This window comes from Thiocapsa bogorovii (assembly GCF_021228795.1).
GTDB lineage: Bacteria > Pseudomonadota > Gammaproteobacteria > Chromatiales > Chromatiaceae > Thiocapsa > Thiocapsa bogorovii.
In genome coordinates this window covers 5,532,141-5,558,756 of the sequence record NZ_CP089309.1, presented here as the reverse complement: position 1 = coordinate 5,558,756, position 26,616 = coordinate 5,532,141, and the positions used below count along the sequence as shown (strand labels likewise).

The following is a 26,616-nucleotide window of genomic DNA, read 5'->3' as shown; positions in this document are numbered from 1 at the left end:
CACCCGCGTCCTCCATCTCGCCTCAACCCAGGACAGTCAGCCATGACCACCGGCCCCCTCGCACCCGAACTGCTCCACCGGATGGACGCCTACTGGCGTGCCGCCAACTATCTGTCGGTCGGCCAGATCTATCTCTACGACAACCCGCTGCTCAAAGAGCCTTTGAGGCTCTCGCACATCAAGCCGATGGTGCTTGGGCACTGGGGCACGACGCCGGGCCAGAACTTCATCTATGTGCATCTGAACCGGGTCATCAAACAGCATGACCTGGATATGTTCTACATCGCCGGCCCCGGCCACGGCGGCCCGGCGCTGGTCGCCAATACCTACTTGGAAGGGACCTACAGCGAGCGCTATCCGAACATCGGCCAGGACGAGGCCGGGCTGAAACGGCTCTTCACGCAGTTCTCCTTTCCCGGCGGGATCGGCAGCCATGTGGCGCCCACGACGCCCGGATCGATCCACGAAGGCGGCGAGCTGGGCTACTCGCTCAGCCATGCCTTCGGGGCCGCGTTCGACAATCCCGGGCTGATCGTTGCCTGTGTCGTGGGCGACGGCGAGGCGGAGACCGGCCCGCTGGCGACCGCCTGGCATTCGAACAAGTTTCTCGACCCGATCACCGACGGCGCCGTGCTGCCGATCCTGCACCTCAACGGCTACAAGATCAGCAACCCGACCCTACTGGCCCGCATCGAGCCCGAGGAGCTGGAACAATTCTTCCGCGGCTGCGGCTGGATCCCGTACTTCGTCGAGGGCGACGAGCCGGAGCGGATGCACCAGTTGATGGCCGAGACGCTCGATCAGGCCATCGCGGACATCCAGCGGATCCAGCGTCAGGCGCGCGACGCGAAGGATGCCTCCCGGCCGCGCTGGCCCATGATCGTGCTGCGCTCACCCAAGGGCTGGACCGGACCGACCACGGTCGATGGCGTGCCGAACACAGGCACCTTCCGCGCCCATCAGGTGCCGATCGTCGTGGACGGCGAGCATCCCGAGCATGTCCAATCGCTCGAGCACTGGATGAGAAGCTATCACCCGGAGGAGTTGTTCGACGAGGATGGCCGACTCCTCCCGGAGCTGGCCGCGCTTGCGCCCGAGGGCGAGCGGCGCATGGGCGCTAATCCGCACACCAACGGCGGAAATTTGCTGCGTGATCTGCGCCTACCGGATTTCCGCAAGCACGCGCTCCAAGTGCCGTCGCCGGGGGCCATCGAGGCCGAGGATACGCGCGTCCTGGGTCAGTACCTGCGGGATGTGACCGCACTCAATCAGGCGCCGCGGACCTTCCGCCTGTTTGGCCCAGATGAGACCGTTTCCAACCGATTGAGCGCGGTCTTCGAGGTCACTGATCGACAGTGGGACGCGCGCACCGTTGACAACGACGAATTCCTCGCGCCCGCCGGCGGCGTGCTCGACGCCATGCTCAGCGAGCACCAATGCCAGGGCTGGCTTGAAGGCTATCTGCTGACCGGACGGCACGGGCTCTTCAACAGCTACGAGGCCTTCATCCGCATCGTCGACTCGATGTTCAGCCAGCACGCCAAGTGGCTGAAGGTCACTGCGGAGCTGCCTTGGCGGCGCAAGATCAGCTCGCTGAACTATCTGCTGACCTCTCACGTCTGGCAGCAGGACCACGACGGCTTCACCCACCAGGACCCGGGCTTCCTCGATCACGTCATCAATAAGAAGGCCGACATCGTGCGCGTCTACCTGCCGCCCGATGCCAACTGCCTGCTGTCGGTGGTCGATCACTGCCTGCGCAGCCGGCACTATGTCAACGTGGTGGTTGCGGGAAAACACCCCATGCCGCAATGGCTGAGCATCGAGGAGGCGGTGGTGCATTGCACGGAAGGCATCGGCATCTGGCCCTGGGCCAGCAACGACCAGGGCAGCGAGCCGGACCTGGTGATGGCCTGTTGCGGTGATACGCCGACACTGGAGGTCCTCGCCGCCGTGACCATCCTGCGCGAGCATCTGCCGGAGCTGAAGATCCGGGTGATCAATGTCGTCGACCTGATGCGCCTGCAGCCGAGCCTGGAGCACCCGCACGGCCTGACCGACCGCGACTACGACGCCCTCTTCACCCGGGACAAACCCATCATCTTCGGCTTTCACGGCTACCCCTGGCTGGTCCACCGCCTGACCTACCGGCGCGCCAACCAGAACCTGCATGTACGCGGCTACAAGGAAGAAGGCACCACCACTACGCCGTTCGACATGCGCGTGCTCAATGAGCTGGATCGCTTTCATCTGGTGCAGGACGCGGTCGATCGCCTACCGCACTTGGGCGCCAAGGGGGCGTACCTGAAGCAGTTGGTCCAGGACACGCTGATCGAGCACAAGCACTACATCGCCAAGCATGGCCGGGACCTGCCGGAGATCCGCAACTGGACCTGGCAGGGATGACCTCGCCATGGCTCTGCCGCGGGATGAGGTTACTCTTGCAGGCGGTATTGCTCGGATCCCTGAACTGCGGGGTCATCTCCTCGGTCGTGGCGCAGGAGCCGGTCGGCACGGGAGCCGAGCCGCACAAACCCATCAGCCCGGCAAAAGAAGAGGTCTCGCTCGCACCAGCGAAGGTTGATGTCAAACCCGTCGCGCAAGATGAAGAGATCCGCAAGCGGCTCCAAACCGTGTTGGACGCCACCGACTGGTTCACCGACCCGCAGGTCCGGGTTCAGGAAGGCGTCGTCTTTCTCAGCGGTCAGGTGCAGTCCGATGAGCTTAAAAAATGGGCCGGGGATCTCGCACGCAATACGCAGGACGTCGTCGCCGTTGCCAACCGGATTGAGGTGCCCCAACCGTCGGCTTGGGATTTCCGCCGGACGTCGAGCGGTATCGCCGCACTCTGGCGCGACTTCATCCGCGCGATGCCGTTCATGCTTTTCGGACTGCTCATCCTGGCATTGTCGGTGGGGACCGCTGTGTTGGCGACACGAGGCGTCCGATCACTGCTCCGCCAAAGGGTTCGGACGAAACTCCTGCAGAACGTGATCGCGCGCGCGGCAGGCGGGTTCGTAGTTCTCTGTGGCGTCTATCTCATTCTGAGGGTCTCCGGCCTGACTCAACTGGCATTGACGCTGGTCGGAGGTACCGGTCTGATCGGCCTGGTGCTTGGCATCGCCTTCCGCGACATCACCGAGAACTTCCTGTCCAGCATCTTCCTGAGCGTTCAGCGGCCATTCGAGACGGGCGACCTGGTCGAGATCTCCGGCGTGACCGGTTATGTGCAGCAGTTAAATATGCGCACAACCATCTTGATGACCCTCGACGGCAACCTCGCGCAGATACCAAATGCCACCGTTTACAAGAGCATCCTCAGCAACTTCACGACGAACGCCAACCGGCGTGAAGACTTTGTTGTCGGCATCGGCTACGACGATGCGATCAATGAGGCCCAGGAGATTGCGCGCAAGGTTCTGGCGGACCACCCAGCCGTGCTGAACGACCCGGAGCCCTCGGTACTGGCGGACAGCCTCGGCAGCGCAACGGTGAATCTGCGTGTCTACTTTTGGCTCAACGGGCGCGAGCACAGCTGGCTGAAGGTGCGCTCTTCGGTCATCCGGCTGGTGAAGCTCGCTTTTCAGAATCACGGCATCGAGATGCCGGACGAGGCCCGAGAGGTCGTCTTCCCTCAAGGCGTCCCCGTGACCATGCGCGCCGAGAAACCGACGCCCGAGCAGGGTGCAGCAACCGCAAAGCGGCTCCCCGCCGAATCGCGGCGCCAAGACCTCGACGTGGCGTCGACGAAAGCGGAAGCGGGCTTGTACAGCGAATCGAGCGTCATTGAGGAGCAGGCACGGGAGGCAAGACCATTGAAGGAAGGGGAAAATCTCTTGCCTGCGGCGTCCGGCACGGCTGCCTTCGAGAAGCGCACGAATGAAACAAGACCGTAGCGCAGGGGTTTCTGCCGCTTTCTTGCGCTAGTGACGGGACAAAGATTGGCGGCAATGTGCGTTAGCAGACGGACGGCGCCACTGATTGTCCGTATCGTCGAGCCGTCTGGGTCCAAGTGCCGACGGCGGCCCCGTGGCGCCACCCCGCCATGCGCAACGGCCGTGCGGTCTTGGCCCGGAGAAACCTGTGCCGACACCGGTTGCCGGTTCAGAACCCAAAATCCCGTCCAACTGGAGGCAGTCATCATGAAACTAGCCGTAATCGTCAGTACCGCGTTGGTGATGGGGGCGTTGTTTGTCGCACTGCCCGGTTGCGAGCAGCAGAAAGGCCCCGCAGAGAATGCCGGCGAAACAATTGACCATGCCGTAGAAGGCGCGGGTCAGAAGGTGGAACAGGCCGGCGATAGCGTTCAGGACGCGACAACACCGGGCAAGAACTAACTCGCAACAGTCAAGCCACCGCCTTTGGCGGTGGGCTCCTCCCGGAGAGTCGCGTGTCGCTCGTGAATCCGTCCGGGGGCTCCTGCGGCCGGACGGACTCGCTCCTTGGCGACGACCTGTTTTGGCCCCGGTTCGCCCCGCTCCGGGCCGCGCTGCGCCACGACGTGCGCCCGAGGGGCGCGGTCGGGCTGCGCACGGCCCTGCGACGAATGGCTTGACGGCGTGTCCGATGCGCTTTGCATACCGCCTCCGCGGCTTCGCGACCACGGCCGCTTCGCCACTACGGCGCCACGCACGCGCCGACGCCTACCGGGGGCCGCTCGGCCTCGCTCCGCTCTCCATGCCTCGCGGAAAGGCTCCGCCGTTCCGGCGTGCTGAGGGGGGAGTCGATGGTGTGCATCCGACTAGCCAAACTGGAGAGCGATCCTCATGAGAGGATGGCAGAGTCATTCCTTCGTGAGGTGTGACAGCAAGTACAACATCGTGTTTGTACCTAAGCGCGCCGTTGCTCAATCTACGGGTTGATGTGCCGGGAGATCGGAAGGATCGATCCCCCCATTTCGTGCGGTGCCCCGACCAGCGAAACCCGTCAACGACTCTGAGGCGCCGGCGGTCGCAATTGAACGAGTCGAACGGCCGGGCATGTTACTCGACCGCGTCGGCCAGCTTCATCGACACCCCGCGGTTGAGAATAAACTCCGCCCCGCGTCCGGCATCGACCTCGATCACCGGCAGCAGCTGCTCGGCCATGTCCAAATAGTAGTTCGCCAGACGATCCATTGCGCCGCCGACGCCTTGTGCCGAGGCGGCACTCAGGGCCTGGGGCGTGAGCATGGACTGGAACTGCAGGTCCGTGCCGGTGCCGGTGCCGGTGTTGATCGGGATGGTCGGCATGCGGTTGAAGATCTGCGAGAAGGATTGCAGGAAGCCCGCCTGCAGCGCCTTGGCGAGTAATACGCCTTGTTTGGAGACCACCCGCCCGCGCACGCCGACCTTGCCGTCCTCGCCCACGGCGTAGCCGTCGATGGGGATCTCGATGACGCCGCCGTCGTTGCGGATGCAGCTGAAGGTCTCCCCGCGCAGATAGGCCCGCTCGGAGGCCAGATCGCCGAAGCCGCCGACCAGCAGGAAGCACTCGCGCAGATCCGCGCGGACCCGGTTGGGCAGGATCGCCTGGTGTTTGACCCGGATCAGGGCCGGCACGGGATCCTTGCGGGCATTCTGCCCGGTCGGCATGTCGATGCCGTTGAGCAGCACTCCCTTGATGATGGCGCCGGCAGGGATATAGACGGATCCGGGCTCGGCGGTGCCGGGGGGCGTCGCGACGGGCGGCGCCGTCGCGGCCGGCGCGGCGACGGTGCGGATCTGCAGGGTGCGCCTGGGTGTTTGGACGGGGACGGCGGAGGAGGGTGCCGCGCCCGGCACGGACGGCGGTGTCGTCGGCGGTCCGAACAGCGCCTCCATCGGCGCCGGTCGGTGCGGCTGCGCGGTGGGGCCGCTCGGCGATGCCGGATCCGCAGCGTCGGTCCGCGCCGGTTGCGGCAGTTCCGGCGGGCTCGCCGACTGCCGCGCTTGGACGGCGAGGGCCTCGCGCAGTTGATCGATCTCCCCGCGCAGCGCCTCGAGCTCGCGCGCGTTGCCCAGATCCTGCTCGGTTTGCGAAGGCCCGAGCGCGGCGGGGCTCGGTGCCGCGGTTGCGCTGCGCTCGAGGTTGCGCTGCACCTCGCTCATGCGCTTTTCCATGCGTTCCAGACGATTGACCAGGGCCTCGATCCCGAGTTGCCGCGGATCCGCATCCGTGAGGATGTTGCGTACCAGGGTGTCGCGCGGCGAGGGGGACTGCAGCCCCATGGTCTGCGCCGGGGCAAACAGAAAGCTCCCCGCCGTCAGGACCGAGACCACGAAGACGCCGCCGCCGAGGACGGCAACCCGCTTGGCGTTGGGCGAGAGGTTCTCCCAGTGTCGGTGCAGCATCATTGCGGCTGCCCGGCCGCGGGATACGCGCGCGCGTCGCGGGCGAGGACGAAAAAGACCTCGGTCTCCTCGCCGGGCTTGAGCACCCGGTGCGGCCAGGCGCCCATCGCGGCGACGGTGGCGGTGTCCGGGCGACAGGTGTCGTGCTCGAGCGTGATCGAGCTCGCGGCGGTGTTGGCGACCCGGGCCTTCACCAGGTCGGAGGCCGGTCCCTGCGCGCGTTCGCTTTGACGGACCTTCAGCCCCTCGGCGCAGCGCAGCTTCGCACCGCCGGAACCCTTCGCGATCCGAAAGCCCGCCGGCATCCGACCTTGCGCCAATGCCCGCAGCTGCTCGACCAGGTCCGACACATAGGACGGCCCGTTGCCGTCGCCGTCCCGGTCGGAGGCGTTGGCGAGCATCGGCATCACGGCCACCGGCTCGACCGCGGCGCGCGTGGCGGTCGCGTTCCCGGCACGCTTGCTCTGATACCCCGGCACCGTGAGGCGGACCTCGCGCGGCGGCACATACCGCGGCGCCAAGGTCAGTGCCAAGGCGAGGTTGCTGCCTTGGCCGTCGCCGATGTACAGAGCCACCGGCTCTTCGGTATCGGTGGCGACATAGACCACACTGCCGTCGACCTGTGTCGAGGCGTTCGAGACGGTATGCACGACCGGGTCGGCAAAGGGCGTGACGATGCGGTTGAGGTGTCCGATGGCGATCTCGATCAGCACCGTGGTACCCGGAGTGACGTCGAGGTTGCGCGGACCCAGCTCAAGGGTCACCGGCAGGTTCCCGCCGGTGCGCCGCGCCGGCGTGGCTCCGCCGCCCATGACGGTGCGGATCAGGCCCTCGGGCGACGCCTCGGAGCCGGAGGTCTGCAGGACCGAGGAGACGGCACTCGGCGTGCACCCGGCGTCGAGCAGCGTGCAGGGGACCGGGGGAATCTCGAAGTCCGGATCGGCGTGTGCGCTCGACGCGGCCAGGACGGCGGCGAGGATACAGAGACGTCGGGTGATCATGTGTTCGCGTCCTCGGGATCGGTATCGCGCGTGCTGCGCGGATCGCCGCGATACACCTCCAGGTGGGTGATCAGCGGGCGGTAGTTGCGGAATTCGACCCGCAGCTCGTAGGTGCGTCGGTTGAGCACGGGAGCGGCCGCCGGGCCTTCGGTCTTGTGCTGTCCGGTGACGAAAACGGTGCGGGTGGCGGTGTCGTAGGCGACCGTTTGCGGGGCGAAGTGCATGGCGATGTTCTCGCGCTTGATCGCCTCGGTCTGATCGGCGATCGACTTCATGACCTCGCGATGCAGTCCCCCGGCGAGCAGGGGATCCAGGACGCGCACGAGCCCGTCGACGGTGGTCGGGCCGACATTGCCGAGCAGCTGGGCGACGTAGACGCCCCAGGACTCCTCGACGGCCTGGCTGGCGTATTCGCGCGCGATCGTGACCTCGCCTTCCAAGACCGGCGGGACCAAGACCACGGTGCGCTCGACCTGACCGACGAGTCCGACCAGGATCAGGTTGGAGGCGACCAGAACCAGGACCGTGATGCGCCAGACGCGGTTCTCCAGTGTCGTGCCGCGCCAAGTGGAGAGAAACTCGCCGAGGGTCATGGCACGTAGTGCCGCGCGAAGGGGTTGGGCGTGGAGCGCGCCCCGAGCGGCATGAGGCCGAACCAGTAGATCAGATGCAGCGCGTAGCCGTCGGCCCGGCGATCGCGAAACCGCCGATAACCGTGCTAGAGCAGGGCGCCGAGCAGCACGGCGATGGTGAGCTGTCCGGCGAGGATGCCGGCGACGAGCGCCAGCACCAGGGGCATCAGGTCGTCCATACGCCACAACAGCAGCGTGGGCGGTTCGTCGATGTGGTGGGGAAAGTCGAGGGTCTCCATCGGGTGCCTGTGGCGCGGTCTTGACGTGAGCCCATGGTGCGTCACGCCAAACCGGCCGGCGACGGCGATAACCCTCCGAAAGCATACGCTTTGCCGCAGGTGGAACGGCGTCTTGTCCACAGTCACGGCGAGGAGGTGTCGCGACCTTGGCGGTTTACAATGTACGGCTTAGTTACGTACACTAATACGAGAAACCGAGGACACCATGATGCCGAGAGAAACCATCCGCACCGCCCGCTTCGAGGCCCGGGTATCGCCCGAGGTGCTGGCCGTCGTCAAACGGGCCGCCGAGCTCCAGGGACGCAGTGTCAGCGACTTTGTCGTCGACGCCGCGCGCGACGCGGCCCATCGCGCCATCGAGGAGGCCTGCATCATCCGACTGTCCGTCGAGGATCAGCACAGGTTCGCGGAGGCGTTACTGAACCCGGAACCGCTCACGCCCTCGATGGAGCGCGCCGTCGCGCGTTACCTTCGCCAGAACGCGTAACGCGCGTGCGCGGAGAGGGATTTCGTATCGAGCTTCTCGGAGCGCAGGAGCGCGGGGCCTTTTGCAGCGGCGTCGACGCACTGGATCGGTATTTCAGAGAACGCGTCACGCAGGACGTCCGGCGTCGCGTGAGCAACTGCTTTGTGTTGCTGGACGCCGACAACCAGGTTGCCGGTTACTACACCTTTGCGGCGGCGGGCATCCCGCTGACCGACTTGCCCGAGAGCCTGACCAAGCGTTTGCCGCGTTATCCATCACTTCCTGCCGGACTGATCGGGCGCTTGGCCGTTGACCGTCGTCATCAACGACAGGGTCTGGGTGCACTCCTTGTCGTCGATGCCGTTGCGCGCGCCGTCCGGGCAGAACCGGCGATCTATGCGCTTGTCGTGGACGCAAAGGACGATCACGCCGCCGCGTTTTATGCTCGCCTGGGGTTTCATCGCCTTACAAGCCAATCCAACCGCCTTTTCATCCCGATCCGCGAGATTGCAAAGCGGCTCTCGGAACAGGGAAAGTGACCATCGCGATCCGAGCCTCGGATGGGTCCCGAATCCGTACGGGCTCACGGACCGAGTGCCTTGACCGGCCGTGAGACACCCGCAGCGGTTTCGAGGACCGACGCGGTTCAGAGCTGCTTCTGCGTATGGGTCACCACGAACGCCACGCACAGCGCCGAGGCGACACCGAGTAACGGGACCGCAAGGACCGGCATCGCGATCGGTGCGAACAGCAGCAGACCGACGATCAGCCAGAGCGCGAGCAGGATCCGCAGCGCGGTGTGATGCGCCAGCGGGCTGGCGTAGACGAACCCGTATTGGCGGATGCGACGGCGCAGCCAGCCGTCGCCGATCGCCGCCACCAGCATGATCGCCATGAACGGCCACCAGGCCAGCAGCAGCGCGAACCGGCGCAGGGCCTGCGCGAACGCGCCCCAAATCACGTCCAGGCGTGCGCGCAACCAGGCCCAGGCGGGACTCGCGCCGATCGGCTCCAGGCCGTAACCGGACTCCACGCCCGGTCCGGTCGCGACCAGGCGATAGGTCCAGGGCGCGATGCCGGTCTCCACGAAGAGTGTGTCGTACCACCGCGCGCCGCGGGCCTGAATCGCCTGCGCCGCATCGGTCCCGAGGGTTTCCACGAGCACGCGCCGTTCGGTCTGCTCGACGCCGTGCGCCCAGTCGCTCGGGATGAAGGAGGCGAACAGGACGAGCTCGAGCACGAAGAGCAGCAGGGTCGAGGCGACCGCCCACAGCCACACGCCGCGACCCTCCTTGGTGTTCGCGCTATCCCACACGGGAGGTCTGCCTCGGTGGTACGCTCCGGGCCAGCACCCGGCGCTGGTGCTCGGTCAGCGCCCGCGCCACGCAATACTGGTGTCGGCGCGCCAAGGCAAGGGTGATGCCGTCGACGAAGGCCGCGAAGCGTGCAAGATCGTCCTCGCCGTCGCCGCGGGCGCGACGGTAGGCGGCGATGCCTGCGCGCACCATCGCCAGCGCGGGTTCGGCAAGGTCGTCCTCGGACGGCAAGGGCGGGCAGGCGAGCAGCGCGACCCGCGCCATCAGCCCGACGGCATCGGGCCACTCCAGCTCCAGTGTGCGCAGCGTCCGAGCGTCGGCCCGCGACAGGGACGACAGCGCCAGTCGGCCGGTCGGATCGCGACGGCGTGGCATCCCCGTCGTCACCGCTCCGCCGGAGGCGGCAGGGGCTCGCCCAGGATCGGCAAGCGACCTTTGGAGACGCGCCCGCCGGGCCAGCGGGCCAGGTACTCGAAGTTGGGCAGCTCCCCGAGCAGCGCCGCCGGAAACAAGGGCGCTTCGGCCTCGTCGAGGCGCTCTCCGGCGTTGCCGGTGAAGAGCAACGGTCGGTCGCTCGCGGTCGTGGAGCCTTGGCTCTTCACTACCGTGCACAGCCGCACCGCCGGGAGACTCTCGGCGATGTACTCCTGCGTCTTGGCATCGATCACGCGCATCGCGATCAGCCCGTTGAGGTTGCCCAGCACTTGACGGGCCTTCTCCTCGCTGCCCATGCGCGCGGCGAAGTCCGCGAAGGTCTGGGTCGCGATGGTCAGACGCAGCCCGGCCCCGCGCCCCTTGTTGAGCAGCTGGATCAGCGGATCGGAGACCGTCTCGGCGGCCTCGTCGATGAAGATGTCGGTCGGGCGCGGGTGGGCCTCGTGGTTGTAGATGGCGCCCGCCACCGCGGCCAGATCGGCGGTCAGCATCGAGCCGATCGCACTGCCCACGATGGGGTCGGAGAGACTGTCCAGACCGACGTAGAGGACCTCGCGCCGGGCGATGATCTCCCCGATCGAGGCCGCTCGGCGCGGATCGTTCGGGTCCGTCTCGTCGGGCGAGAGCAGACCTTCCAGGTGTCCGGAGGTGAGCATCACGATCACCGGCATAAGGCTCGCGACCATCTTGCCGAAATGCACGGCCTCGTGCTCGAGCAGGCCCCCGAGTCCGTCGATGACGGTCGAGGGATGCTCGCCGCGCACGCGCTCGCGGTAGAAGGCGAGCAGACCCCGCGCGCGTCGATTGGCATCGCGGGCCTTGTTGAGGTACGGACCGGCGTGCTCCTGCCAGTGCGGCAGGTGAGTATCGAAGTAGCGGAGCAGAACACGTTCGACCAGCGCGTCCGCACCGCCTTCCAGATAGCGGCGCAGCGTCACCAGGGTCGGGCGCTCCTCCACGGCCAGCAGTCCGTGCACGGCATGGCTGAGCGCCATCTGCCCGAACGCCTTGAAGGGATCGTTGCCGGTCTCCGAGGGGATCAGGGCGGCCACCCGGCTGGCCAGCTCGGTGGCCCGCTGGAAGTGGCGCAGCGGATCGAGCCGCACCGACTCGGCCGGAAAGGCCGGATGAAAGGAGACGAAGCGCTGCGGCGTGCCGGCCAGCGCGCAGGCGCGCTCGGCGGCGGCCCGCAGACCGCGGTCGCCTTTGGGATCGAGGATCACGACCGCATCCCCGCGCAGCACCGCCTGGGTGACCAGCAGGTCGAACAAACGCGTCTTGCCGCACCCGGTGGTCCCGACGATCAGCAGGTGGCCTTCGGTGTGGGCGAGCGGGACGGTGATCTCCGCATCGGCACCGCCCAGACCGTGGATCCAGGTCGCACCCAGACGGGCCGGATCGCGCGGGGCAAACCGTTCGGGTCCGAGCCGGATCAGATCCAGCGCCTCCTGGGCATGTCGGGCCTCCCAATCGAACCCCCGACCCATCCACAGCAACCCCGGCCAGGAGGGCACACGCGCGGCGAACACCTGCGGGTCGATGAACTGCTGCGGGCGCCCGCGCAGCCAGTCGCGCCGGTTGATGCCGCGCACCGTGCCGGGAAGCCAGGTGAGGGCCATGACCAGACTGCCGACCCCGAGCCACCGGAAGGAGGCCGGGTGCAGATCCCACAGCTCCGCGGTGGCCCAGGACACGGCCGCGATGCCGGTCCACAGCAGCAGCGCCGACAGCTCGAAGAGCGGGCGCCAGGGATTGGCATAGGTCCTCACGCACGCCCCGCGAGAATGATCCCGCGCGTGTCGGGGATGAAGTCCGGCTGATGCTTGAGGCGCCGGAGCAGCTTCGAGGGCGGAATGCGGTGCTCGGCGGCCAAGGCCGCGAGGGTGGCGTGGTCGATCAGCAGACCGTTCGGGAGCGCCGTCGTCGGCACGCGCCCGGCGCGGCACTGGGCCGCCAGGTCCTCGGCGAAGGCGCGTGCGGCGCTTTTGCGCGGGGGCGGTTTGGGCGGATCGGTGGCAAGGGCGGTGGCGCCGGGTCGTGACTCGGGCGGGTCGATGGCGTCTGCTGCCCCGGCCGGGTCGTCCGTGCCCGGCGCAACTCCGAGGGGATCTGTCGCAACGCGATCGCATGGAGGCACATCCAGCGGCTCAACCGCCGGCTCGACCAGCTGATCGAGAAGCGTCGTCACCGCGGCACTGGCTTCGACCGTGAGCATCGCCCGCATCCGCCCGTCGATCTCGCGCACGCGCAGCAAGGGTCGGCGCGGATCGATCGCGAGCAGACCGTCGTCCCACAAGGCGTGCAGGAGGTCGGCGGGTTCCCTCCCGATGCCGGGCACGACGAGTGCCGTCAACCCCTCGGGGTAGGGGATCAGCAGATGGCGATCGTGACGGGCGAGGATCTCGGCGGGGCGTTCGCCGTCCGCGATGGACCGCAACAACGTGATCAAGGCGTGGCCGCCAGTGCCGCGGTCGGCGAGCCAGCTGCGGGCCGAGGCGGCGGGGTCGTTCGACGTCGGTTGCGGTCGGACGACGCCCGCAGGATGCGTCATGGGGGTGGACTCGGCACCAGGGTGCGGCGGTGACGGCGTAACGGTTACCGGAGCGTCCGAACCGACCGAGCGTTCCGCATCGGTGATCCGGTCGAACCGCGCGTTCCGGGTCACGTCGGTGTCCGGATCATCGAGCGTACCGGTGTCGCTCATGATGAGCTCGACCGGGTCCTCGTCCCGGACGGGCGCGCAGCGCGCACCATCCTGCCAACGCGCCACCGGCGCCGGCGGATGCCCGGCGAAGACCAGCTCGGGCGAGGCGAGCAGCAGCATCGTCAAGTGCACCGGCTTGCCGTCCTTCACGAGCGGCGCCGGGGCGATGCGGCGGTAGAAGCGATCGCGCTCCTCCTCGCGATAGGTCCTCACATGACCGCGCTCCACCAGAATGTCGGCGATCGTCTCGGGTGCCTTGGGGATACCGGGGATCTTGTCCCGCGCCAGGAGGCCGGCGATGTCTTCGCCGCCTTGCGGCCAGACCACATGCAGCCCGTCGGCGAGCATCCACAGCCGCGCGCCGGGCGTGTTGACCGTCCAGGTGCCCTCGCGCACCAGACGGCGCATGGCGTCGATCAGGTAACGGTCCACCGGCACGCCGAGCGCGAAGGCGTCGGGATCGATGCGGTTCTCGCGCAGATCGCGCGCCACGCTCGCGCGGTCGGCGTTGCCGACCACCGTGCCCACGACCGAGGTCTCCTCCTGTCCGCCCACGACCGCGATCAGGTTGGCGAGGATCGCCGGATCGCGACTCAGCCAGGTCTTGATCTCGGGGGTGAGGATGGCGTGCACGACCAAGGTGCCCATCTGCAGATGGGCATTGTGGCGGCGCGTCTCGCGCCAGCGCAGGTAGTAGCGCTGCAGCGCGTGCCGGCGGGCCCAGTCGAGCAGCGGCTCTTCATGCGGGCACCAGGTCAGAGTGCCGTCGCGATCCGACACCGTCAGGTCGGCAACCGGTTTGCCGATATCGTGCAGCAGTCCGGCCAGACCGCTCGCGACCCGCCAGCGCGGCTCCAGGTGATAGCGGTCCTTGGGCTCGCGATCCAGCGCGAAGACGTGGCGCATCGACGCCTGGGAGGCGAGGAAGCCCACCTCCAGAGAATGGCGCAGCAGCCCGCCCGAGCCGCGGTGATGATGGGCCTCGGAGGCGGGCAGCAGATGCACGAAGGCGGCGAGCCGGCGTACGACCGGCAGGACAAGCTCGCGGTAATCCGCATCGGTCATGCCCACCCCGTCCTGGAGGCGGCGGATCAACTCGGTTTGCTTGGCGAGCAGCGCGTCCACGTCGGAGGCCGGCAGCCCCTTGATGAAGGGCGGATAGCGCAGCAGGTCCTCGTCCGGATCGGGGGCTGATTCGGGGATCGCATCGGTCTGCGGTGCCGGTAGGGGTGCGGGCGTCGGCCGGGCATGTTCGGGGCCCGGTGCGGCCGGCTTGGAACGGCGAAACAGATCGAAGAGTGTCATTCGGGCATCCTGCACCGCGCGGGATGCGCCCGGCCATGGCGATAACCGCGCGTCCGGGTCTGTTTTGCGGCGGACCGCCCGTCAGCGGGCGGCCTCGTCGTCCAGACCCAGCTCGCGGCACCGTTTGGCGGCGGCCCGAAAGCGGGTGCGCACCTCGGCGAGTTGGCGCGCGGCGGCGCGGATGGCGCCCGCTGCGCGCCATGGAGAGCGAAGCGAAGGCGCGTAGTCTTGGGTAGGCGTGGGCGCGAGCGTGTTGCCGCAGTGGCGAAGGGGCGGGAGTCCCGACGCCGCGGAGGCAACATGCAGAGCGCATCCCACACGCCGTCAAGCCATTTGAGGGCGCTGTCGTGCCCGGCGGACCAACGGGGAGTCGGGCACGGCTGCGACCGCAGGGCGAACCCGGGCACAAAAGGCGGTCGCCAAGGACCGAGTCCTCGCGGCAGCAGGATGCCCCCGCGAGGTATCACGAGGGACGCGCGACTCTCCGGGAATCCCCGCTCGGCCTCCTCCACGAGCGGGCGCTGCCAGTCCCGTGCGATGCCGCGAAAGGCGCTCTTCGGGTAGCGATCCCCGGCGCCCTTGCGGATGTAGTCCGACAAATAGACGACGCCCGAGGCGGTGTGCACATGGCGGTAGGTGACCCACTCGATGGAGAAGGCGCCGGGGGTGGCGCGCTCAGCCCGCTGCCGACGCACCCGTACGCCGATGCGACCCCGGGCGCTGCGCGGCAGCCCCTGACCGGCCTCCGCCAGGCGTTGCTCGAAGGCGCTGCAGCCTTGCTCGGCGCGCTCCTGCAGGGCGGCCAGGTTGTGCGCGATCCAGGCGTCGAGCGCCTCCGCGACAGCGCTCGGTGCCGCATCCTCCTCGGTGGCGTCGTCGTCCTCGGCGTCCCTGCCCGTTGCGCCGAGCGGGCCTGCCCGGAAGGCTGCCTCGAGCCTGTGGGCAGGCGGCACGCTGGCCGGGCGTTCGCACCCTCTTATCTTTGGTGAAACAGCGCCCGCTGTTCTCACTTGCCGCGGGCAGCTTCCGGTCAGGGCAGGCAGCGCCGTGGTTGCTCGGACGCTTGCGGTGTCGCGCTCCCCTCGATCGGAAGGCGCAAGCGCGTTCTCGTCTTCCGTATTGCCGTTCGGTCGTCGTGTCATGCGTTGATCCCTGATCGCTCGAGACGGGCGTTCGTATTCGCTCATCCATTGGGTGGGTGTCGCCGGAGGGCGCGAAACGCCGCTCGGGTTTTCATTCGTGGCTCCCTGTTCTCCACTGCAGGACCGCAAACGCGGTCGCCGCGTTCTCGCCGATCGGTATTCCGTTTCTTTTCCGAAACCTATCCGATGATCGGCTCGCCTCCGTTTCTCTTTCCCGCGAATGGATGCCGTTCTCCATTGCCGTCAGGCGCCGGGAGGTTAGCACGCGTCATGCGTCGGGCACCGCCCGGAAAGACACCGTTTTCGGTCATTTAAACGGCTGGCGTTGCAGCGCCTCGACGCCAAGAATGCCGAGCATTCGCTGTCGCCTTCTTGTACGCCGATCGCGAATGTCTTGTGAACCTTGCCATTGGAATGCATCGGTGCGGCGACGACGTGACGCGCGTTCGTGTACCGCCCGTGCATTCGGTGTGAACCCAACGGGCGGAGCCATGTACGTCGTCGGACTGGATATCGGCTATTCGAATGTGAAGATCGCGGCAGGACCTCGCGGAGCGCTGCCGCGACTGATCCTGCGCCCGGCCGGGGCCGCTCCGCGGGAGCGGCTGGGCGAGCGCATCGGCGCGGAGGAGGGGGCCGGGAGCGCGACGGGTGCGACCGCCGATCGACCGGTCCCGGTCGATCTGGACGGCGTGCCCTGGGCGGCGGCGATCGAGCCCGAGCGCTTCGAGGACTGGCAGCGCCCGCTGCACGAAGACTATCCGGCCACCCCGAGCTACCACGCCCTGGCCCTGGCCGCGCTGCAGCTGACGGGGCAGCGCGCCATCGACGTGGTCGTGACCGGGTTGCCGGTCACCCAAGCCGGCGACCCTCGCCGTCGGGAGCGCCTGAAGCGCCTCCTGACGGGGCGGCACGGCCTGGGCGAGGCGAGCCTCGAGGTCGGGGAGGTGCGGGTCGTTCCGCAGCCGATCGGCGCCTACCTCGATCTGGTCTATACCGCCACGGACGAGGAGATCCTCGAGCGCATCGAGACCGGCACCGTCATCGTGCTCGACGCCGGCTTCTATTCCTTCGATTGGGCGCTCGTCGTCAAAGGGGAACTGCGCCGCAGCGCCAGCGGCACCAGCCTGGAGGCCATGTCGGTGCTGCTGGAGCGGGCCGCGCAGGAGGCTGCGGCCGAGGCGGGCGGCAAACCCCAGCCGCTCGGTCTGGAGGCGGCGCTGCGTGCCGGGCGTGGGCATGTGCTGCAGGCCGGACATCGCCTGTCGGTGCCGACCCTCCTCGGGCGTGCGGCCGGACCGGTCTGCGCGGTCGCCCTGGAGAGCCTGCGCCGATCCCTGCGCCGCGAGAGCGCGAGCGTGGATCTCGTGTTGATCGCCGGGGGCGGCGGAAGCTATTACTTGCGGGCGGCGGCCGGGTTGTTTCCGGGTGCAACGGTGGTAGTGGCCCCGGATCCGATCGCTGCGAACGCGCGCGGGTTTCATCGTTATGCCGGCTGAGGCGCGCTCGTGCGATCTGCTGCGCGCCGTGGTCAACATCGGCCCGTCCCAGCCCGAGCTGCTGGAGGATCTCGTGCAGCTGCCCAAGCGCTCGCGGGCCGCACGGCTGCGTCACCTCGCCGCCGTCGGGTTGTTGGCGATCAAGGGCGGCGCCGGCGCACTCGCCAAGGTCGCACCGGCGCCGTCGACGCCCCCCGAGGCGTCGGCGCAACGGCGCCGGGATCGGCTCGTCGGCCGACTGGGGCGCGTCGATGATTAAGTGCGCCTGGTTTGCCGGTGTCCTCTGCGGTGTGCTGGCCACGACCGTGCCGGTCCATGCCGCGCCGGAAACAATCGACGGCGCACCCGTCGGCACGCCCGACAGCCCCGCCCAAGCATCGCTGCCGCTGGCCTGGGCCGAACCGGCACGGAGTCGAGGGATCGAACCGCGTCTGCTCTATGCCGCCGCGCTCTCGGCGAGCGGGCGGATCGCGAACGGGCAGGCCGCGCCGTGGCCCTGGACGCTCGTCGTGGACGGGCGTCGCGTGCACTACGCGACCCGCGAGGACGCGCAACGCGCCTTGGACGACGCCTCGTCGGACGCGGCGACAGACCTCGCGGTCGGACTCCTGGCCGTGCCGGTGCGCCACCTGTGGTTCGGCGGCACGCCGGCCGAGCTGCTCGATCCGGCGCGCAACCTCGCGCGCGGGGCCGCGCTGATCGCCGTCGGCCTGCGCGCCTATCCGAGCAACCCGGCGCGGGGGATCGGTCAGTATCGCGCGGCATCGGACACCGCGGCCGAGACCCTCGGTGCACGGATCTTTGCACTTGCAGAGGCGCTGAGCGAACCGGGCAGCGGGTTTGCGGCATCTCCTGTCGAATCCCCCGAACAATCGTCCGAACGGCCCGCCGTACCGTCGCCCGCGTCTTCCGGCGCTACGGCACAGGGCCCGCGCATTCGTACCGTCGTTGCACCCCATCACGCCCGCTGCATCGACCCGGACAAACAACCCGTGGCCGCGCTCGTGGAAGCCGCCGCGCGCCGCCACGGCGTGGATCCGGCGTTCGCGCTCGCCATCGCCCGGCGCGAAAGCGCGTTCCGCCAGACGGCGGTCTCCCCGAAGGGTGCGACCGGCGTGATGCAGCTGATGCCGGCGACGGCCGCGCGCTACGGCGCGAATCCGCGCGATCTGGAACAGAACATCGACGCCGGCGTGCGCTACCTGCGCGATCTGGCGGGGATGTTCGACGGCGACCCCGCGTTGGTCGCGGCCGGTTACAACGCGGGGGAGGGCGCCGTGATCAAGCACGGCTATCGCATCCCGCCCTATCGCGAGACCCGCACCTATGTCCCCCGCGTTCTCGAATCCCGATCGGAGTATCTGCAATGCCGACAGCCCTGATGCCGTCCCCGGCAATCCCCGACCTGCAGGACACCGTGCGGCGCTGCAATCGCCTCTATTGGATCGGCGCACGGGATGCCGCCCGGGTCTCGCCGCAGGTGGCCGCAACCCTGTTCGGCGTGACCCCGGAGCTGGCCGAGTGGCTCGCCGGCGCCACGCTCGAGGCGGTCCTCGATCTGGCCGAGGCACCCGTGGTGACCTTCCGCGCGAGCCTCGACGCACCGCTTGCCCGGGCGCAGGTCCCGCCGACCTTGCGCAACCTGCATCTGGCGCTGCGTGCCGCCGGGGGTGCGGGTTGAGCGCCGACCCTTCGACATCCGGGCCGATGATCCTCGGGCCGTTGTCCGCACGCCTGCCGGATGCCCGCCTCGCCCGACACGACGCCGAGACCCTTGCACTCGCCTTGCTGCGGCACGGCGCGCGGGTCGGGGTCGTGCATTGGGCCACGGGTCTGAAGAGCACAGTTCTTGCCGGCTGGTATCGACAGCTGCACGGGCGAGCACCGCCGCGCGGTCCGCTGCCGGACAGCGCCGGGTCGATGATCCGCACCCGCACCGAGCATGCCGCGGCTTCGCTCTTCGGCGTGGTCTATGCCGAGCAGCGTCGCGACGGCGCCATCGGGCGCATGATCGACCCGCAAGGGCTGGTACGCGCCTACGAGCTCTACCTGGCGCTGATCGACGGCCCGCATGCGGGTGTTCTGGGCATCAACCAAGCCTGGATCGTCGCGCGGGATCTGCGCGCCGGGCTCGCCGCGATCGCCTGGTGTCCGTCCTGCGAGGCCCCGTACATCGCCTTGCGCGACGCGATCCTGATCGGCTGTCCGCTGTGCGCCCTCTATGCGCGGGCCGGCGGACGCGCCTCTCCACGGCGAGCAGGGCACCCCGATGCGACCTCGCGCTGACGCCCTCGCCGCGGGCCTCCTGATCGCGCTGACGGCAGGACCGACGCCGGCGGCACCCGCGGGCGGTTTCTACGCGCGTGATGCCGAAGGCTGGTTCTGGTACCGAGAGCCGCCGGTGCCGGTCGTGCCGCCGCCGACCGCCGAGCCACCGCCTGTGTCCGTCGAGCTCGATCGGTCCGAGCGGGCGCCGTCCGAGCCCGTCGCGGAGGTGTCCGCCGGACCGGCGCCTCTTTCCGCGGAATGGTTCCGGGAGCACCTGGACACCTACCGCGACCGCGCCATTGACTATCCGTCCCCCGAGAACGTGGCGGTCTACCTGCACCTGCAACGCATCGCGATGGACAAGTCCTCGCGCTTCGCCCGGGTGTCCGAGCGCGTGGTGCAGGGCGATCCCGTCCTCGACGAGATCACCCGCCGACCCACCGCCAACTTCGGGGCGAACCTGGCCGACAAGCAGGCGAGCGCCGCCGGCGACGCGCTGCTCGAACGCCTCGCCGGGGAGACCGCGCTCTGGTTCTTCTTCCGCTCGGACTGTCCCTATTGCGATGCGCAGGCCCCGCTCCTGGAGGCCCTCGCGCAGCGCTACGGTTTTGCGGTGCTGGCGGTCTCGATCGACGGGGCGGGCCTCGCGGACGGGACGTTTCCCGCATTCCAGATCGACCGCGGTCAGGCCGAGGCGCTGGGCGTGATCTCCACCCCGGCGATGTTCCTCGCCCGCCCGGACCAGGGCGCGGTGGCCCCGATCGCCCAGGGACTGCTCTCGCTCGCCCAGCTGCGCGATCGCATCGTCCTCGCCGCCGTCCAGGCCGGCTGGGTCAGCGAGGCGGAGGCGAGCCGTCTCCGAGCGGGTCCGGCCGAGCGGGGCAGCGCTGCCGCGACACTCACCGCACTCCCCGAGGATCCGCGCGCCTTGCTCGACGCCCTGCGCGCCACTGTCCTTCCCGACACCCGAACCGACACCAGCCAGGCCCCCCGATGAAGATTCGATTCGCACCGACCCTTGTCCTGATCGCCGCGACGGCGACGCCCGCCGCCGAGGCGGCCGGCATCGCCACCCAGTCGAGCGTCATGTTCGACAGCATGGTCAATCTCACCAACCCCTCCGCGCACATGGGACAGCGCCGCGGCGCCTTCTCGGGCGGGTCGGTCGTGAACCGCAACCGCCTCATGAGCGAGTCGCTCTGGCACGTGGTGCCGCCGTCCTTCGAGGCCGGCTGCGGCGGCATCGACATGTTCGCCGGCTCCTTCAGCTTCATCTCCGCGGATCAGTTCCAACAACTGATGCGCTCGATCGCGGCGAACGCGACCGGCTACGCCTTCGAGGTCGCCCTGACCGCCATGTGCCCGACCTGTGTGGAGGTCATGGAGTCGCTGCAGCGCAAGCTCCAGGCGCTCAATCAGGGCTACGCCAACTCCTGTCAGCTCGCCAAGGGTCTGGTCAACGACGTGGCGAGCGCCTTCGACGTGCAGCACAAGGACAACACCTCGCTGGTGGCGATGGTGAAGGGCTTCGGCGACGTCTTCGAGACCCGCAGCCTGACCTCCGGGGAGAGCCCGGTGAACCAGGTCGCGAACAACCTGACCGACGAGCAGCGCGCCGAGGCCGATCTGCAGGGCAACCTGGTCTGGCAGGCGCTCAAACGCCGGGGCGCGGCCGGCTGGTTCGTCGGCGGCGACGATGCCCTGCTCGAAGCCATCATGAGCGTGACCGGCTCGGTGATCCTCGGTCCGCCCGAGCCCGCACCCGACGGGGCCGGGGACAACTTCCGGGTCACCCCGCTGCCGGGCAACCTCATGAGCGTGCGCGATCTGCTCTGGGGCAGCAGCGCGCACGAGGACACCGGGCCCGGTCAGAGCACGGTGAACCATGTCGTGCGCCGCTACAGCTGCAACGACACGGCGGTGAACGGCTGCATGGCGCCGAGCGTGATCGCCGATACGCAGACCGTGGGGTTGGTGCAGCACACCGATCATCTGTTGCTGGGCGATCCGAACGTCGCCGGCAGCGTCGGTCTGGTGCAGAAGTTTCGTCTGGGCGCGAGCGCGCCGACCGCCCGCGAGCAGGCCTTCATGGAGCTCGCCCCCAACGGCATCGGGGCGCAACTGCGCAACCTCGCCCGCCACGACGCGGGCCTGGCGCGGATCTTCGCCAAGCAGGCCGCGCCGGTGATCGCGCTGGAAATGGCCCAGCTGATCATGTCCGACCTGCTGCGTGCCGCGGAGAACGCACTCGCGATGGGTGGAAGCGCCTACACCGCCAAGGTCGCCGAGCAGATCAAGAGCGCGCGCGAGCAGGTGTATCGCGAATACGCCGTACTCGCCGAGCGCTACGGCAACGCCCAGACCCTGCTCGCCTATTACCAAGACCTGTCCGCCCAAGTGAAGGGCCGGGCCGAGTCCACCCCCAACCAGCGCTGAGGCACGGAGGCTTCCATGTTCGAAATCTATTCCATCGGCGACGCCGCCTACCTCGCGGCGGTTCTCAATGCGGTCGCCATGCTCATGGGCACCGGCCACATGAGCCAGCTCGCCGGGGTCGGCTTCCTGATCGGCGTCATCCTGGTGACCTTCCAGGGCCTGGTGCAGGCGCGCGCCCCCCAGTACCAGCAGATGCTGATCGCGCTGGTCATCTACCTGGGCATGTTCGGTCCGAGCGCGCGGGTGAGCGTGGAGGACCTCTATTCCGGAGCGGTGCACCGGGTCGACAACGTCCCCCTGGGCGTGGCCGCCGTGGGCTCGGCGTTGTCGCAGGTGGGGTACGGCGTCACCCGGCTCTTCGAGCAGGCGTTCTCCACCCCCGCGATGACCGACTACGGCTTCGCCGCACCCCTGCAGATCCTGCAGAGCGTGCGCGCGGGGACCCTCTCGCGCGCGCGGCTCGGCGCGGCCAACAGCCCGACACCGGGCGCGGACATCGAGCGCTCCTTCGTCAACTACATCGCCGAGTGCGTGCTCTACGACGTGGACACCGGACAGCGCTCCCTGGACAGCGTGCTGCGCGATCCGAGCTGGACCGGCGCCCTGGCCGTGGCCAATCCGATGCCGACCACGGAGCTGTGGTTGGGCGGGGCCCCGACCGTGAAGGAATGCGACGACGCCTGGGCGGATCTGTCCGCCTACACGACGACCGAGTTTCTGCCGGCGCTGCGCGGCTCGCTCGCCGCCACCCTCGCCGTGCAGGCCGGGGAGGTGGACAACGCCGTGCAGACCGCTCTGGATGCCGTCGCCGGTGCCGGGGTGGACGCGCAGAATTACATGGTGATGTCGGTGGCGGCGAGCGTCCTGCCCAAGGGCGAGGCGCAGGTGTGGGAGGAGCTCGGGCGCTGGGAAACGGCCGCGACCATCACCCAGGCGGCCCAGCAGCGCAACACCCAATGGGCCGCCGAGGAGACCCTGTTCGCGCGCATCGTGCGCCCCATGATGACCTTCTTCGAGGCGTTCCTGTTCGCCGTCTCCCCGCTGATGGTCTTCGCCGTGGGGCTCGGCACCATCGGCATCCGGATGATCGGCAAGTACCTGCTGTTCGGCCTCTGGATCCAGCTCTGGCAGCCGATCCTCGCCGTGATCAACCTCTACGTCATCCTGACGACCCAAGGCAAACTCGACGCCCTGCGCAATGCAGGGATGGGCAACCTGGAGCTGCCCTCGATCTTCGCGCTCTGGAAGCTCGACTTCATCCTCTCGGATTATCTCGGGGTCGGCGGGATGCTCGCGGCGAGCACGCCGGCGATCTCCTTGATGCTGATCTACGGCTCGGCGGTCACCGCGACCCATCTGGCCGGACGCCTGCAAGGCGGGGACCACATCAACGAGAAGATCGCGAGCCCCGATGCGGTGAATCCCGCGGCCGCCTTGTCGATGGGGTCGCTCAAGACCCACGCCCCGCTCACCGGCACGACGACGCCGAACGCCAATTCCGTGCTCTGGTCGGCGGATGTCGGGCGCTCCATGCAGGACAGCGTGCGCTCCGGCGAGCAGGCGGTGCAGCAGGCCAGCTCCCGGTTCTCCTCCTCGCTGGCCGGCACCGCGAGTGCGTCGGCGTCGAGGTCCGGCGAGTCCTTTGCCTCACGGTCCATGAACTGGGACTACGGGGCGACAGGGAGTGCGACGGATCGCGCGATCATGAGCGAAGCGCGGGGGCTTACGGACAAGTATGAGCAGAGCGGGATGAGCACGCAGCAAATGGCGGGTATCGTCTCCGGAGCCATCGCAGCGAAGGGCCGCTCGGGCGGCGACGAGGGCACCCTCGCGGGTGATCTCTCAAGCCAACTCCGAAGCCAGTACATCACCGACGTCAAACTCGCCGACACGATGGCTGCCGATATCGCGCGCCGTGTTTCGGGCGATTCCGGCTTCGAGGCGCGTCTTGCCGAATCGGTCCGCGCCGACTCCCAATCCGGCAGTCGCAACGTCTTCGCGGAGCGGCTCTCCAGCGACGAAAGCGCGCGGTTGGAGAAGGACGCAGCCGATGTGGTCTCCTCCTCGCGTTCGCTGGAGCGCGAGCAGTCGCTGGCGCGCCGCTACGGCGCTATGGGCACCTACGGCGCCGCCGAGATCGGCAATGCGATCGCGAACAACCCGGAGCTCATGGATCGGCTGCACCGGGAAATCGACCGGCGCAATCTGACCGGGGATCACCAGCAACTCTCGGGCTCATGGGCTTACGCCCGGAATCTGAACCGCGACGCGGCGAGCGCGGCGGCCGGTGTCGCGCTGCTGATCGGACACGCGGACGGAACGACCTTGCGGCGATTCACCCCCGCGGAGGCCCAAAGTGCGAAGGAGGCCGGCTACGGCATTCTGGCGGACACCTTTGGAACACACGCGCCTTCGGTGAACCCGCACGGCAACGATGATCTGCGCGAGTCCGCTCCGCGCTTCGGCGCCGCCCGAGGCGCCGTGGAGAACGGCGATGTGCGGGATCCTCGCGAGAACGTCGCAGGCCTGCGTGGCGACATCGAGGCGCACGGGCGTTCGGTCGAGACCCGGTATCGGCCAAGTGCCGCCGACAACTTCCATGCCGCCAACCGTGAGTCTGCAGCAGAGGGCCTTGCCGCCAGACAGGATCAAGTGCGTGAGCAGGTTCGCGAGCGCATCGGGGCGGAGATCGACCGGCGTGCGATCTTGCCGCGACCCGCGGCGCAGGCCATCCACAACGAAGTCGGGGGCACGTTCGTGAAGCTTGCGGACTCGGGGGCCTTGGCGCGCGCAGGGGCAAGTGCTGCCATTGGACAGACCGTCGCGGCCGTGAAGGCCTTCGGCTCCACCTTGGCGAGCGGAGGCGATGTCTCCGCGGCGGTCGCTGCCGGACGGGAGGCTGCAGGTGGCGAGGTCGGCTGGACGCAGGCACGGGGCGCCATGATCGATGCCCGCCTGCAACAGGTTGCCGAGCATGGTCTGACGGATTCCCAGCAGACCCTGTTCCGGGAAGCCACGACTTCCGTGTTTGCCTTCGCGCCGAGCGCTGCGCAGCAGGCGGCTCGTCAAGCGGTCATCGACGAGGCCGGAGGCGGTGCGAGGGGTCAACATGTGGCCGACCTCGTCGAACGCTCGGCGGTATCGCAGGACGATAGCCATCTCCGCCTGATCGGCAACTACAATACGCAAGGGCTGGGCTCAAAAAAAAAAGACTGATGGATTAAGTGGCGCTTCCCGGCCAAGCGGAACCCCAATCACGGAACCCAGCGTGACGCCGGGACCTCGCGGCGAGGTGCTGGATCTTCTGGCCCAACCCGAATCACGCGGCAACTACAACGCGTGGTTCGGCAAGGCCGACCAGAGCGAGATCGACCTGACCCGGATGACGGTGTCCGAGGTACGGGCGCTTCAGAGTCGACTCTTGGAGAGCGGAAACGGAGGTTCGGCGATCGGTCGCTATCAGATCATTCCGAGCACGTTCGATGGGTTGATCAACCGGATGGGGTTGACGGGGGAGGAGCTGTTCAGCCGTCAGCTCCAGGATCGGATGGCCTTGCGACTCGCAAACGATGCCGGCATGAGCCGTTGGTTGCGTGGCGGGATCAGCGATCACGACTTCGCCCACAACTTGTCCCGCATCTGGGCCGGGCTACCGAAGGATGCCTCGAACGAGAGCTTCTATCAAAAAGACGGTGTCAACAAAGCCCACATCGATTACGGTGTCGTGATCGCGAAGCTCGGTGAGATTCGCGGGCGATCGGGATCCTGAAATGTCGTCTCGTCCTGGTCGAACGGTGAGGCCTATCCGCCGAAACAGGACGCGGCAGAGTATTGGAGGTTGGTCATGAACAGCAGTGAGCGTTGGGCGCGAGCATTCGGATCCATACCAGCGAGGGTGTGGTGGATCATCTGCACACCCGTTGTTTTTGCTCTCTTGTTTCTCCTCGACAGGCATTTAGGTATGACGTCGTTGTTGGTCGGGATGGTCGTCCTGGCGTTAACCTTTCCGCGTGAAAAAATGGAGAGACAGACGATCAAGCGAAGCAACGACTTCTGGATCAATCCTTCTACCGGAATGATGATGGATTCGGCCGGCGGCGTGGATTCGTCGGGTTATTTGTTCGGTGAAGACACCTCGGTGGATTACCCCGATCAGTCTTGATCAGGACAGCCATCCCAGCACGAGCGCACTCAAGACGAGATAACGCCCGCCCTTGGCGAGCGTGACCAGGCCGAGGAAGCGCCAGAGGGGCTCGCGCAGGACACCGGCGATCAGGGTAAGGGGGTCGCCGACGACGGGGACCCAGCTCAGAAGCAACGACCAATGGCCGGTGCGTCGATAGAACCCCCGGGCCTGCGCCAGCCGATGCGCGCTGACCGGAAACCAGCGTCGACGACGGTACCGTTCCAGGCCGCGTCCGAGGACCCAGTTGATCACCGCACCGAGGACATTGCCGATGGTCACCACCGTCAGCAGCGCCCAGACCGCATGGGCATCCGCGAGCAGGAGCCCGACCAGCACGGCCTCGGACTGCAACGGCAGCAGGGTCGCGGAACCGAGCGCGGCGAGAAAAAGACCGAGGTAACCAGGGAGTCCCGCCATCAGCTCAATAAGGACGCTTTTGCGGGATACTCGGGTCGCTCGGCGAGGGCATTGCGATCAGTGATCATCGGGTTGAGGCATGACGACTCCGGCAATCGTGGATCGGCTCCTCTGGTCAGGAGGCCGACGCGTGCTGATCAGGCTGCCGAATAACGGCTTCTCAGCCTGAAACTCCGCACATGGGCTGACATGGACTTTCCCGGCGGAGGCGACAATGATCCCGAAACCGGGGGGTGTGGCCGTTCAAACAAGTTTGTCC

General features: G+C 68.0%; 24 protein-coding genes and 1 pseudogene. 15 read left to right on the top strand and 10 right to left on the bottom strand.

Going from position 1 to position 26,616, the window contains the following annotated elements:
- Nucleotides 1-42 precede the first annotated feature (42 nt).
- The 3 genes from LT988_RS24710 (at nt 43) to LT988_RS24700 (ending at nt 4,337) form a co-directional block, all read left to right on the top strand.
- Nucleotides 43-2,406, top strand: a complete 2,364-nt coding sequence (locus LT988_RS24710) for a phosphoketolase family protein (RefSeq protein WP_232408157.1) — start codon at nt 43-45, stop codon at nt 2,404-2,406.
- A gap of 23 nt (nt 2,407-2,429) precedes the next feature.
- Nucleotides 2,430-3,896 carry a mechanosensitive ion channel family protein gene (locus LT988_RS24705; protein WP_232408156.1) on the top strand — a complete coding sequence of 489 codons (1,467 nt, stop codon included), beginning with the start codon at nt 2,430-2,432 and terminating at the stop codon, nt 3,894-3,896.
- A 246-nt stretch (nt 3,897-4,142) separates the two neighbouring features.
- Complete coding sequence (locus LT988_RS24700; RefSeq protein WP_232408155.1) at nt 4,143-4,337, top strand: hypothetical protein; 195 nt, start codon at nt 4,143-4,145, stop codon at nt 4,335-4,337.
- Between the two features lie 645 nt (nt 4,338-4,982).
- Here the strand turns inward: LT988_RS24700 and LT988_RS24695 are convergent.
- From LT988_RS24695 to traL, 4 genes and pseudogenes are all read right to left on the bottom strand, one after another.
- Nucleotides 4,983-6,314 carry a TrbI/VirB10 family protein gene (locus LT988_RS24695; RefSeq protein ID WP_232408154.1) on the bottom strand — a complete coding sequence of 444 codons (1,332 nt, stop codon included), beginning with the start codon at nt 6,312-6,314 and terminating at the stop codon, nt 4,983-4,985.
- Nucleotides 6,311-7,312, bottom strand: coding sequence for a TraK domain-containing protein (locus tag LT988_RS24690; RefSeq protein WP_232408153.1), 1,002 nt, complete (start codon nt 7,310-7,312; stop codon nt 6,311-6,313). Before LT988_RS24690 ends, LT988_RS24695 begins: the two co-directional genes overlap by 4 nt.
- Nucleotides 7,309-7,905 (bottom strand): type IV conjugative transfer system protein TraE, encoded by a 597-nt coding sequence (locus LT988_RS24685; protein WP_232408152.1) that lies wholly within the window; start codon nt 7,903-7,905, stop codon nt 7,309-7,311. Before LT988_RS24685 ends, LT988_RS24690 begins: the two co-directional genes overlap by 4 nt.
- Nucleotides 7,902-8,183 (bottom strand): annotated as a pseudogene (traL, locus tag LT988_RS24680) (type IV conjugative transfer system protein TraL). Before traL ends, LT988_RS24685 begins: the two are co-directional and overlap by 4 nt.
- A 205-nt stretch (nt 8,184-8,388) precedes the next feature.
- On the opposite strand from traL, the gene LT988_RS24675 reads away from it, so the two are divergent.
- Both LT988_RS24675 and LT988_RS24670 read left to right on the top strand, forming a co-directional pair.
- Nucleotides 8,389-8,670: a type II toxin-antitoxin system TacA family antitoxin gene (locus LT988_RS24675; protein WP_232406800.1), complete on the top strand. Its 282-nt coding sequence runs from the start codon at nt 8,389-8,391 to the stop codon at nt 8,668-8,670.
- Nucleotides 8,671-8,675: 5 nt separating this feature from the next.
- Entirely contained in the window at nt 8,676-9,188 is a 513-nt protein-coding gene (locus LT988_RS24670; protein WP_232406801.1) for a GNAT family N-acetyltransferase, read from the top strand.
- Between the two features lie 107 nt (nt 9,189-9,295).
- Here the strand turns inward: LT988_RS24670 and LT988_RS24665 are convergent, their stop codons facing one another.
- From LT988_RS24665 to mobI, 5 genes are read right to left on the bottom strand one after another with little or no spacing between them, the layout of a single operon-like run.
- Nucleotides 9,296-9,964, bottom strand: a complete 669-nt coding sequence (locus LT988_RS24665; RefSeq protein ID WP_232408151.1) for a DUF4400 domain-containing protein — start codon at nt 9,962-9,964, stop codon at nt 9,296-9,298.
- Nucleotides 9,954-10,340 carry a hypothetical protein gene (locus LT988_RS24660; protein WP_232408150.1) on the bottom strand — a complete coding sequence of 129 codons (387 nt, stop codon included), beginning with the start codon at nt 10,338-10,340 and terminating at the stop codon, nt 9,954-9,956. The genes LT988_RS24665 and LT988_RS24660 overlap by 11 nt, the downstream gene beginning before the upstream one ends.
- A gap of 8 nt (nt 10,341-10,348) precedes the next feature.
- Nucleotides 10,349-12,169, bottom strand: coding sequence for a conjugative transfer system coupling protein TraD (traD, locus tag LT988_RS24655; protein ID WP_232408149.1), 1,821 nt, complete (start codon nt 12,167-12,169; stop codon nt 10,349-10,351).
- The gene (mobH, locus tag LT988_RS24650) at nt 12,166-14,409 is read right to left on the bottom strand and encodes a MobH family relaxase (protein WP_232408148.1); all 2,244 of its coding nucleotides are present in this window, start codon (nt 14,407-14,409) and stop codon (nt 12,166-12,168) included. Before mobH ends, traD begins: the two co-directional genes overlap by 4 nt.
- Entirely contained in the window at nt 14,406-15,551 is a 1,146-nt protein-coding gene (mobI, locus tag LT988_RS24645) for a conjugative transfer protein MobI(A/C) (protein WP_232408147.1), read from the bottom strand. Before mobI ends, mobH begins: the two co-directional genes overlap by 4 nt.
- A 491-nt stretch (nt 15,552-16,042) precedes the next feature.
- On the opposite strand from mobI, the gene LT988_RS24640 reads away from it, so the two are divergent.
- The 10 genes from LT988_RS24640 to LT988_RS24595 all read left to right on the top strand — a co-directional run bounded on the left by LT988_RS24640 (nt 16,043) and on the right by LT988_RS24595 (nt 25,916).
- A complete protein-coding gene (locus LT988_RS24640) occupies nt 16,043-17,050 on the top strand; it encodes a ParM/StbA family protein (protein WP_232408146.1) in 1,008 nt (335 codons plus the stop codon).
- The gene (locus tag LT988_RS24635; RefSeq protein ID WP_232408145.1) at nt 17,040-17,309 is read left to right on the top strand and encodes a hypothetical protein; all 270 of its coding nucleotides are present in this window, start codon (nt 17,040-17,042) and stop codon (nt 17,307-17,309) included. Before LT988_RS24640 ends, LT988_RS24635 begins: the two co-directional genes overlap by 11 nt.
- A complete protein-coding gene (locus LT988_RS24630; protein ID WP_232408144.1) occupies nt 17,302-18,432 on the top strand; it encodes a lytic transglycosylase domain-containing protein in 1,131 nt (376 codons plus the stop codon). The genes LT988_RS24635 and LT988_RS24630 overlap by 8 nt, the downstream gene beginning before the upstream one ends.
- Nucleotides 18,417-18,731 carry a hypothetical protein gene (locus LT988_RS24625; RefSeq protein ID WP_232408143.1) on the top strand — a complete coding sequence of 105 codons (315 nt, stop codon included), beginning with the start codon at nt 18,417-18,419 and terminating at the stop codon, nt 18,729-18,731. The genes LT988_RS24630 and LT988_RS24625 overlap by 16 nt, the downstream gene beginning before the upstream one ends.
- Entirely contained in the window at nt 18,728-19,336 is a 609-nt protein-coding gene (locus LT988_RS24620; RefSeq protein ID WP_232408142.1) for a FlhC family transcriptional regulator, read from the top strand. The genes LT988_RS24625 and LT988_RS24620 overlap by 4 nt, the downstream gene beginning before the upstream one ends.
- On the top strand, nt 19,320-20,315 hold the full coding sequence (traF, locus tag LT988_RS24615) for a conjugal transfer protein TraF (RefSeq protein WP_232408141.1): 996 nt from the start codon (nt 19,320-19,322) through the stop codon (nt 20,313-20,315). The genes LT988_RS24620 and traF overlap by 17 nt, the downstream gene beginning before the upstream one ends.
- Entirely contained in the window at nt 20,312-21,754 is a 1,443-nt protein-coding gene (locus LT988_RS24610) for a conjugal transfer protein TraH (RefSeq protein WP_232406814.1), read from the top strand. The genes traF and LT988_RS24610 overlap by 4 nt, the downstream gene beginning before the upstream one ends.
- A 15-nt stretch (nt 21,755-21,769) precedes the next feature.
- Nucleotides 21,770-24,970: a conjugal transfer protein TraG N-terminal domain-containing protein gene (locus tag LT988_RS24605; RefSeq protein WP_232408140.1), complete on the top strand. Its 3,201-nt coding sequence runs from the start codon at nt 21,770-21,772 to the stop codon at nt 24,968-24,970.
- 52 nt (nt 24,971-25,022) lie between these two features.
- Nucleotides 25,023-25,523 (top strand): lysozyme family protein, encoded by a 501-nt coding sequence (locus tag LT988_RS24600; RefSeq protein WP_232408139.1) that lies wholly within the window; start codon nt 25,023-25,025, stop codon nt 25,521-25,523.
- 75 nt (nt 25,524-25,598) lie between these two features.
- A complete protein-coding gene (locus tag LT988_RS24595) occupies nt 25,599-25,916 on the top strand; it encodes a hypothetical protein (RefSeq protein ID WP_232408138.1) in 318 nt (105 codons plus the stop codon).
- On the opposite strand, the gene LT988_RS24590 is transcribed toward LT988_RS24595, so the two are convergent.
- Nucleotides 25,917-26,357, bottom strand: a complete 441-nt coding sequence (locus LT988_RS24590; protein ID WP_232408137.1) for a YqaA family protein — start codon at nt 26,355-26,357, stop codon at nt 25,917-25,919.
- Between the last annotated feature and the right edge of the window lie 259 nt (nt 26,358-26,616).

Coding starts and splice junctions, on each gene's coding strand:
- LT988_RS24710 (WP_232408157.1), top strand. CDS start 43: ATGACCACCGGCCCCCTCGCACCCGAACTGCTCCACCGGATGGACGCC.
- LT988_RS24705 (WP_232408156.1), top strand. CDS start 2,430: ATGAGGTTACTCTTGCAGGCGGTATTGCTCGGATCCCTGAACTGCGGG.
- LT988_RS24700 (WP_232408155.1), top strand. CDS start 4,143: ATGAAACTAGCCGTAATCGTCAGTACCGCGTTGGTGATGGGGGCGTTG.
- LT988_RS24695 (WP_232408154.1), bottom strand. CDS start 6,314: ATGATGCTGCACCGACACTGGGAGAACCTCTCGCCCAACGCCAAGCGG.
- LT988_RS24690 (WP_232408153.1), bottom strand. CDS start 7,312: ATGATCACCCGACGTCTCTGTATCCTCGCCGCCGTCCTGGCCGCGTCG.
- LT988_RS24685 (WP_232408152.1), bottom strand. CDS start 7,905: ATGACCCTCGGCGAGTTTCTCTCCACTTGGCGCGGCACGACACTGGAG.
- LT988_RS24675 (WP_232406800.1), top strand. CDS start 8,389: ATGATGCCGAGAGAAACCATCCGCACCGCCCGCTTCGAGGCCCGGGTA.
- LT988_RS24660 (WP_232408150.1), bottom strand. CDS start 10,340: ATGCCACGCCGTCGCGATCCGACCGGCCGACTGGCGCTGTCGTCCCTG.
- mobH (WP_232408148.1), bottom strand. CDS start 14,409: ATGACACTCTTCGATCTGTTTCGCCGTTCCAAGCCGGCCGCACCGGGC.
- mobI (WP_232408147.1), bottom strand. CDS start 15,551: ATGACACGACGACCGAACGGCAATACGGAAGACGAGAACGCGCTTGCG.
- LT988_RS24640 (WP_232408146.1), top strand. CDS start 16,043: ATGTACGTCGTCGGACTGGATATCGGCTATTCGAATGTGAAGATCGCG.
- LT988_RS24635 (WP_232408145.1), top strand. CDS start 17,040: ATGCCGGCTGAGGCGCGCTCGTGCGATCTGCTGCGCGCCGTGGTCAAC.
- LT988_RS24630 (WP_232408144.1), top strand. CDS start 17,302: ATGATTAAGTGCGCCTGGTTTGCCGGTGTCCTCTGCGGTGTGCTGGCC.
- LT988_RS24625 (WP_232408143.1), top strand. CDS start 18,417: ATGCCGACAGCCCTGATGCCGTCCCCGGCAATCCCCGACCTGCAGGAC.
- traF (WP_232408141.1), top strand. CDS start 19,320: ATGCGACCTCGCGCTGACGCCCTCGCCGCGGGCCTCCTGATCGCGCTG.
- LT988_RS24610 (WP_232406814.1), top strand. CDS start 20,312: ATGAAGATTCGATTCGCACCGACCCTTGTCCTGATCGCCGCGACGGCG.
- LT988_RS24605 (WP_232408140.1), top strand. CDS start 21,770: ATGTTCGAAATCTATTCCATCGGCGACGCCGCCTACCTCGCGGCGGTT.
- LT988_RS24595 (WP_232408138.1), top strand. CDS start 25,599: ATGAACAGCAGTGAGCGTTGGGCGCGAGCATTCGGATCCATACCAGCG.
- LT988_RS24590 (WP_232408137.1), bottom strand. CDS start 26,357: ATGGCGGGACTCCCTGGTTACCTCGGTCTTTTTCTCGCCGCGCTCGGT.